The 8686-nt window shown below is 40.5% G+C and carries 7 protein-coding genes; 2 read left to right on the top strand and 5 right to left on the bottom strand.

From position 1 onward, the window contains the following. The 3 genes from H5202_RS15330 to H5202_RS15320 form a co-directional block, all read right to left on the bottom strand. A partial coding sequence (locus tag H5202_RS15330; RefSeq protein WP_182772842.1) for a 6-carboxytetrahydropterin synthase occupies positions 1-735 on the bottom strand: 735 nt, incomplete at its 3' end. A 765-nt stretch (positions 736-1500) separates the two neighbouring features. Next, positions 1501-2205 (bottom strand): response regulator, encoded by a 705-nt coding sequence (locus H5202_RS15325; protein WP_182772841.1) that lies wholly within the window; start codon positions 2203-2205, stop codon positions 1501-1503. Beyond that, positions 2202-3704 (bottom strand): ATP-binding protein, encoded by a 1503-nt coding sequence (locus tag H5202_RS15320; RefSeq protein ID WP_182772840.1) that lies wholly within the window; start codon positions 3702-3704, stop codon positions 2202-2204. The genes H5202_RS15325 and H5202_RS15320 overlap by 4 nt, the downstream gene beginning before the upstream one ends. A 136-nt stretch (positions 3705-3840) precedes the next feature. Here H5202_RS15320 and H5202_RS15315 point away from each other — a divergent pair, with 136 nt between their 5' ends. Then, entirely contained in the window at positions 3841-4104 is a 264-nt protein-coding gene (locus H5202_RS15315) for a hypothetical protein (protein WP_182772839.1), read from the top strand. 63 nt (positions 4105-4167) lie between these two features. After that, on the top strand, positions 4168-4530 hold the full coding sequence (locus tag H5202_RS15310; RefSeq protein ID WP_182772838.1) for a hypothetical protein: 363 nt from the start codon (positions 4168-4170) through the stop codon (positions 4528-4530). 75 nt (positions 4531-4605) lie between these two features. On the opposite strand, the gene H5202_RS15305 is transcribed toward H5202_RS15310, so the two are convergent. Together H5202_RS15305 and htpX are read right to left on the bottom strand one after the other, a co-directional pair. Next, positions 4606-7125, bottom strand: a complete 2520-nt coding sequence (locus tag H5202_RS15305) for a putative bifunctional diguanylate cyclase/phosphodiesterase (protein ID WP_182772837.1) — start codon at positions 7123-7125, stop codon at positions 4606-4608. Between the two features lie 357 nt (positions 7126-7482). Next, entirely contained in the window at positions 7483-8346 is an 864-nt protein-coding gene (htpX, locus tag H5202_RS15300) for a protease HtpX (RefSeq protein WP_182772836.1), read from the bottom strand. Positions 8347-8686 lie beyond the last annotated feature (340 nt).

The raw sequence follows: 8686 nt of genomic DNA, 5'->3' as shown, positions 1-8686 counted from the left end.
GTCACAGCAATGCTTAGGCATCGCTAATTGAAAATCACCTTGAGGTGCAACATAGTGAAAACCAAAATGAGTTTCGTCGCTGATTTTAGTTTGCTTCGACAACTCTAGTGTTTTTACCGACACTAAGTCTTCTTCGGTGCCGAGGTAAATATCATGCCAACGTTCAGCCCAGTATTGGTCCCATTTGGGCTCTGCAATACCATTTTCAAATACGGTTACCGGGCTACGATGACCATGCGCAATACGCTGACAGTTGCCGTCATGTTTACGTAATCCGTGGCTGTAATGGTAAAACGGGGTGTCGAGCACTTCGCTGCGCAATGTGAGGCTGATGCCTTGGACATTCTCAGGTAACACTTCACGTAAGGCTTTTTTCAAAAAGTCATTAACGCTTTGGTAGTCAATCACTTCTGTAGGAATAAGCGCAAATGCTTGTGAAGGACATGCTAAATGTATATCACCTTTTTCACTGCTAAAATCCATCCACACTCGGTCGCTTTTTTGCTGCCAGCGCACTTCGCTACACGCAGTAGGGATTAACAAACGATGATCGGCTACATCATCAATGGTGTTTTTGATGATGCGTTTAACCTTGCCAAAGTCGAGCACCATATTTTGCTCGTCTAAGCCGCCATCTAATAGTACATCGACAATCCAGCTCTCACCTACCATGCCACGAACAGGGCAAAGGTAAGAAAAATCGATAACGGTTAAATCTTTTACAAACAGTTGCATTAATGCTCCTAGGCAGAAAAACAGTCCACCTCAGTATAAATGTATTCCTAACGGCGCATGCCAGTGGAAGGTCTATCTTACGTGATCGGGATTTATCCGACTATCAACTCTTAGTCTAACATTCACGGCTTAATTGCCACGTTCTGTTAGAGGTAAGTAATAACGCGCCAGTATATTCAATGCCAGCACAAGACCACGTTGATACCCTAAATGATATCAACGACATTCTAAACAAAAGCCAAGCTATGAGCGAGTAAACATCGTAGATAAATGTAATAAATCAATAAAGCAGGGCCAATGCGCCAGATTTTGGAGAATAATATTGCTAGGGGGACGGCAACAACGACATGCTGAGCATTTTATAAAACACTTAGAAAATGATTCGCGTGGGTACTTGAAAGGTTAACAAGAGACTCTGGCGTTAAGATCACATTATGACTGTTCTTGATAACCGCCGATAAATACTGCAACCAACGCTATCGTCAGAAAGACCTGACAGCACAGTAGTAATAATAATATTAGTGACGGCATAGCACTATTCCTTGTTAATCCATACAGCGAGGGTTAATGCTTATAGCTAGGAGCATTCTGTAGAATGATGTTAACAATTAAAAGCGCAAAAACAGTGCAGATTCAGAGGAGTTTTACCGAAACTAAAAGCGAACAATAAGACACATTAATCGCCATCAACTAAGGATGACGATTATATTGGAATGCCGATAGACAGTTTTAAGCGCAAAAATAGATTAACAATTAAACGAAGCACTATTCGACCTTATAGCCCACACCATAAATGGAATGCAGTAGCTCCTTTTGTTGGCTGGCCTGGGTTAACTTATGACGTAGATTCTTCACATGACTGTCAATGGTGCGAGAACTAACAATACGATCGTCTACATAACACACCTGCATGAGACTATCGCGAGAATGCACCACACCAGGCCGTTTAAGCAAAGTATGCAGTAATCTAAATTCAACCGGTGTTAATTCTACTTCTTGTTGGTCGACATGACATTTAAAGCGTTCAATATTGATTTGTAGATGCTTATAACGAATAACCTGCTCGCTATGACTGCCATGGGTATTTTCAACCCGCCTTAAAATCGTTTTTACCCGAGCAACGACTTCCCTAGCCGAAAATGGCTTACATACATAATCGTCTGCGCCAATATCTAAACCCATTAAGCGATCAATTTCATCTACCCGCGCCGTTAACATTAATACTGGCAACATTGAAAATTGCCTCAATTCACGGCAAATGGTTAATCCGTCTTTATAGGGCAACATCAGATCTAAAATCATAAAATCAATTTGTTGAGACTTAATGGTTTCAATCACATCACGACCATCGTGTTGTACCAAGGTGTTAAAACCTTCAAGGGTTAAAAAGTCGACTAAAATCTGGGCTATTTTAGGCTCGTCTTCCACCACTAATATGGTCAATGGTTGTTGATGAACATGTCCACTCATACTCTCTCCCTGCGCATAGGTAATTGTACTTCAATACAAAGTCCACCCAAAGGTGATGGGATGGCGTTAATGATCCCATCATGAGCTTCGACAATATTTTTACAGATGGTTAGACCAAGACCAGCACCACTACCACGACGCGTGCGGGCACTGTCTTGGCGATATAATGGTTCAAACAGGTGCTCACACTCTTCAACACTGGCACTGGGTTTGGTGTCATTAATGGTTAATATCACCTTTCTGGCTTGTTGAGATAATCGCACGTTTATGACCCCTGGGCTGTCCGTGTAAGCCATAGAGTTCATAAACAAATTAATAAATAACTGTTCAAGACGAAGCACATCAGCAGATAAATATACCTCAGGCTGGATCTGACTTTGTAGCGTTAAGCCTTTATCTTGTAGGCTGGTAGCCATACTATTAAGCGTGCTTTGTAGTGACTCACTGACGTTCACTCGTTGAAAATGATAACGTAACCCACCAACATCAGATAAAGACAGTTCATACAAATCATCGACTAAGTGCTTCATGCGTAACACTTCTTGTTCAAGTGAGCTGAGCTGAGTGTTATCGAACGTTCTGATGCCGGCTTTAATCGCATCAATCTCACCACATAAAATACTCAAGGGCGTGCGCAGTTCATGAGAAATATCTGCTAACCAACGATTTTTAGCACTTCGATTTTTAGATAAGGTCATGGCGAGATGATCAATATTGGCCATTAATTGCCCTAACTCGTCTGCGCGCTGAGGTGATAAGCGTTCATCATAATTACCTTGAGATAAATACGATACACCCAACATAACTTGTTTAACCGGTATCAGTAAAAAACGTGACAACCACCAAGCAATTGCGCTCGCAAGCAGTAGGCACAATAAACCGATCCCGACACTGGTCCAACGTTGTTGCTGAGAAAATGCGGTAGCTGAATCAGATTCAACCTCACGAATAGGTCTACTGTATAAATAACCCACTATACGATCATTAGATAACAACGGTAAGCTAATCCGATTATCCATATGACCAATATCAACGCCGCTAATAAACTGTTGTTCTGCTGAATATAACCCTGTCGGTGGACCAGAAGGTGGTGAAAAAGGTGGCCGTTGCCTAGGAGGACCTAAACGTCGATCAGGTCCCATTGGAGGACGATTATCACCTGCAGGTCTTGGCGGTCTTGCCCCGTCGCCGGGTCTATTTCTTTTTGGAAATGGAGCGTGAAGACTAATGACTTGTGCTAATGCTTTTTGATTAATCGACTGCCACACTCTGGTAGATTGTTGCTCTGTCATTATTGATGGATCTGTTTGTGCTACAGAATTAGCCGCATATAGCGTCAATAGCTCATCCGATAAATGCAGAAGACGCTCTTGTTCTAATCCGTTGATGTAGTCTAAAAAACCTTGGTCAAAACTCCACCTCGCTAATGATAACGTGGCGATAAGCACAACACTGGTAAGGCCAACGAAGGCCAAGAAAAGCTTTTGAGATATTTGCATAAAATACATTATAACCAGCTATATACGCACAAACTAGTGACGATAAATAACTGATAAAAATCTCCTCTAATTCTGCACAATTACTCCACATTGTTAGGTTATATTCTCTTTAATTACCTAACCAAGGAGTGTCACAATGACCCTTAAGCCAATCTGTATTGGTCTACTTAGCTTTATGGCATTAACATCTGTCGGTGCTAATGCTAACCCGCATGATAGAAAACCACCTAAAGAAGCTGTTGAAGCGTGTGCTAACAGTGCTGAAAATGATCAGGTTAGTTTTGACACCCCGCGTGGAGATACTCTTGAAGCAACCTGCCAAATTATCGATGGAGAGCTTGTCGCTGTACCCGCAAATGGTCCTGAAAATATGAAACAACCGCCAAAGCAACGTAACTAACACTGTGCGGTTACAAGGTGATTTTTCCTAAAATAGCTAATAATCAATGCGTAAGGAATAAATATGCAAGTGACTAGTGGTAATACATCGATACAAATGGCATCAACTGAGAACACGCAAAGACCTCCACGTCCTGATGGTCCGCCGCCACCAAAAGGCGGTGTTCCGCCTGGGCTAGATACAGCTGTATCGACATTGTCTGATGATCAGCAGCAATTAACCACAGACATGTTGGCATCATTAACCGACGAACAGCAAGAGTCGTTGAAGTCTATGTTAGATGAATTAAAACCACTTACAGAAAGCTTATCTGACGAGGACATCGGCAGTATTTTCTTTGAGGCGTTAAGCAGCATTTATAATGGTGATAACACAGAAACGGCTAGCAGTAATTCAACATCTATTAACGTAGATATTTACGCTTAATTCTGCGCTAAAAGTCATGATTTTGATAAAAAAGCAGCTTACATAATGTGTAAGCTGCTTTTTATTTATTTTAGTTTAACTGGGTAGTTTACGATTGGGCAGTTTACTGCTGTTACGGATCATAGGTAAAAACTCATTAAGGTCTTCAGGCAATCGCGGTTTACTGTACAAATATCCTTGAACCAAATCACAACCATTGAGGCGCAGGAAATCAGCTTGATCGACAGTTTCCACACCTTCAGCAATAATCTGCAAATTCAATGCATGCCCCAATGCTATAACGGCTTTCGCAATGGCGGTGTTATTCACATCATGAGGAATATCGCGTACAAAAGATTGATCGATTTTCAATTTATCAATCGGTAACTTTTTGAGATAGTTGAGTGAAGAATAACCGGTACCAAAGTCGTCGATGCTCAGGGCAATCCCCATGGCGCCGAGTAATTTCAAATCACGAATAATCGCGTCGGGATCATGCATCATACAAGACTCGGTGACTTCTAATTCCAAATGTTTGGCCGGTAATCCTGTTTCCAATAAAATAGAGCGTACTTTATCGACAAAATCATTTCTTTGCAGTTGTAAACTCGCCACATTTACTGAAATACGTTCAAACATTTTGCCTTGGGTTAACCATTCAACCCCTTGTAAGCAGGCAGCCTTTAATACCCACAAACCAATATCCCAAATCAAGCCAATCTTCTCTGCTAAGGGTATAAACTCTGCTGGTGAGATATTGCCAAAAACCGGATCTGACCAACGAATTAACGCTTCAAAGCCACTAGGTGACAGATTAGATAATGTTAACTTAGGTTGATAAACGAGATAAAATTCTTCATTAACCAATGCTTGATGCAATGCGTTTTGCATTTTTAATTGTGCTACAGCTTGCTTGGTCATCGACTCGGTATAAAAGGCATAATTATTTCGCCCATCTAACTTGGCACGATGCATAGCAGCGTCAGCATTTCGTAATAAACTGTCGTGGTCGTCACCATCACTTGGATATATCGCTACTCCCATACTGGCGGTAAGACGCACAGATTGGGAATTATCCAGTATAAATGGTCGTTCAAATACACTGCGAATACGGTCAACTGATGACGTCACAGAATCAGTACCCATAATGCTCGGTAACATGACCACAAACTCATCACCACTTAAACGTGCTAACACATCAAAATCAGATAAAGCGTAAGATAAGCGTTTAGCCAATTCAACTAAAATCTCATCGCCAATAACATGGCCTAAACTGTCGTTAATGTGCTTAAAAAAATCGATATCTAAGAACACAATAGCCAACTGCTTTTTAGCCCGGTGAGAGTGATTGACCTCTTGCTCGAGCAGTGACATGAATTGCATTCGGTTAGGCAGTTGCGTCAGTGGATCGAAATAGGCTAAGTTTTTCAGCTTTTCTTCATTTTGTTTTTGCGCTGAAATATCGGCAAATACTGCGACATAATACTGAATGATATTGAGTTTATCGAATACTGCACTGATGGTAATCGCTTGCGGAAAAATGGCACCATGCTTACGTCGGTTCCAAATTTCACCGTGCCACTTACCTTGAACTAATAACGTATTCCACAATCGTTCAAAAAAGCTTTTAGGATGACGTCCTGAACTCAGCATTCTAGGATTTTGGCCTATAACCTCTTCGCGGCTGTAACCTGTAATATCTGTAAATGCTTGGTTAATTTCAGTAATATTGCCATTACTATCGGTGATCACGACCCCTTCGACTGCATTTTGAAACACATTGGCGGCTAAAATGAGTTGTTCTTGCGCCTCTTTGTGTTTGGCAATATTGCGGGTCATACCAATAACCCCAGTCAATTTACCTTGGGTATTATAAATCGGCGCTTTAATGGTTTCGAGCCAGACTTTATTAAAATTAACATCAACTTCTTCACATTCCGACACCACTACAGTCGAGCCATTACTAATGGCTAATTTATCACTCTCAATAAATTCATTTGCTGTACGTGTATCAAAAAGATCAAAGTCCGTTTTGCCAACAATTTGTTCTGTAGATTTTCGCCAAGCTCGTTCAACGCTTTTATTACACGCAACATAGAGTCCGTTAGCATCTTTAACCCACATATGTTCTTCAAAAGCATCAATAAATGACTGTAAATCAACATCGAGCGACACAGGTTCAGAGGCATTAGAATCTATAGCTAAAGAGTTAATATAATAACGGATGGCATTACTTAGCATATCAGCTATGCGTGTTTGCATTGCCGACAAGGGTTGAAATAATCCTTGCTGAGACGGTTCGATAGCTTTGTCGCTAAAGGTGATCACACCGATGATATGACCTGTAGATGAACGAATAGGTTGATGATAAACGGCATTGTCTTGCTCTGTCGTTTTTACACTGTGAGACTTTTCCGCTTCCAAATGTTGTAGCAAGCTAGCTTCATGCAATCGCTGAGTAATCTCATCAATACTTTGACTTGTGCAAATAGTTTCAACGCCGTTTTCAGCATTAATCAGGTAAAACATAATGGTAAGGCGAAACTCGGCAGAAATATCATTTATTTCTAGCTGCCATTCTCTTAATTGCACTTGAGAAATAGCTTTTTTAAGCATAATAATATCCTGAATAATGTTTAGTGTACTCTTTGAGACGAGCCATACTTAATTTATATGATTATTAGTAATGTTATGAGTATCGATAATTAGCATTTACAATCGGGATTTATTTTAGTTCTCATATAAATACTTATTATCAATATCAATGCGAGTTGCACTATACATCAGAACCTATCCTATAAGCTGTGATTAAACAACCAAATGCAATCGATGCGAGCGATTAATACTATTAGTTAACTATAGTTACCCGATTAACGCCTCAAATTCAACCATAATTTAACGTCATAAATAAAAAAGGAGCCAAAAGGCTCCTTAGTCGAATATCAGTATAAATTCATGGTAAACGCATGAATACTAACTGTTTTTTAATGCCTCGATACGCTTCTCTAGTGGCGGATGACTCATCATTAACTCAGCCATTGAACGTTTGCCATTAATACCAAAGGCTGACATTTGTGCAGGCATAGCACCAGACTCAGGGCCTTGACGTAATCGTTCTAATGCGGCAATCATTTTATTTTTGCCAGCTAAACGAGCAGCGCCTTCATCTGCTTTAAACTCTCGAATACGTGAAAAGTAAGCCACAATAATCGATGCCAAAATACCGAATAGCATATCAAGTACAAAGACTACAGCCATGTAAGCAAACATACCTAAGCCTTCACCTTCTTCATCATTACTGGAAACAAAATTATTAATAATGCCAGCAACAACGCGTGCTGCAAAAATAACAAAGGTATTCACCACACCTTGGATTAAGGTTAAGGTCACCATGTCGCCGTTTGCCACGTGGCTCACTTCATGGGCAAGTACGCCTTCAATCTCATCTTGAGTCATGCCGTAAAGCAAACCAGAACTCACTGCAACAAGGGCATTATTTTTACTTGGACCGGTTGCAAATGCGTTCATTTCTGGCGACTGATATATAGCCACTTCAGGCATTTTAATACCCGACTGTTCAGCTTGGCGTGCAACCGTTTCTACTAACCAACGTTCCATACTGTCACGAGGTTGCGTGATAACTTCACAACCCATGGTTTTCTTCGCCATCCATTTTGAAATGGCTAAACTGATAAACGAGCCACCAAAACCAAAAATGGCAGCAAATACTAACAGTCCACCCATCGTTGAGGTATTAACCCCAAGAATAGACATTACAATTGAGGCAACCAGTAAGATGGCAAAGTTGGTTGCAATCAACAAAAATATACGCTTCATTTAAGCTCCTGTATGGCAAAAGTGCCGATTTACGATTGTTACTATAGACATAATATGTCCATAAAATGAAAATTCAAGCTTAGTTATATTAAAAAAGATTTATGACTCTTTTATAGCAAGATAAAACATCGTCTTGAAATTCACGCGAGCAGATTCTAGGGAGGGTTGATTAATTGAAACTGAAAAATAGACTACAAAAACAAACTCTGTGTCGGCAATGATTAATCTTTGATAAACTGTCAAAAACTAAAACCAAAAAGGACTTTTTATGCCCATTAATGCATTAATGTTGAGCGCCTCACGGGTCGGTAATTCGACATATCTAAGCCATACCGTTGAG

It is taken from the genome of Shewanella sp. SG41-4, from assembly GCF_014164505.1.
Taxonomy (GTDB): domain Bacteria; phylum Pseudomonadota; class Gammaproteobacteria; order Enterobacterales; family Shewanellaceae; genus Shewanella.
The sequence above is the reverse complement of the archived record's forward strand: the minus strand, read 5'-3'. Positions and strand labels throughout refer to the sequence as shown.

What these genes read in the sequence shown, in the direction of transcription:
- H5202_RS15325 (WP_182772841.1), bottom strand. Translation starts at nt 2,205, where the DNA reads ATGAGTGGACATGTTCATCAACAACCATTGACCATATTAGTGGTGGAA.
- H5202_RS15320 (WP_182772840.1), bottom strand. Translation starts at nt 3,704, where the DNA reads ATGCAAATATCTCAAAAGCTTTTCTTGGCCTTCGTTGGCCTTACCAGT.
- H5202_RS15315 (WP_182772839.1), top strand. Translation starts at nt 3,841, where the DNA reads ATGACCCTTAAGCCAATCTGTATTGGTCTACTTAGCTTTATGGCATTA.
- H5202_RS15310 (WP_182772838.1), top strand. Translation starts at nt 4,168, where the DNA reads ATGCAAGTGACTAGTGGTAATACATCGATACAAATGGCATCAACTGAG.
- H5202_RS15305 (WP_182772837.1), bottom strand. Translation starts at nt 7,125, where the DNA reads ATGCTTAAAAAAGCTATTTCTCAAGTGCAATTAAGAGAATGGCAGCTA.
- htpX (WP_182772836.1), bottom strand. Translation starts at nt 8,346, where the DNA reads ATGAAGCGTATATTTTTGTTGATTGCAACCAACTTTGCCATCTTACTG.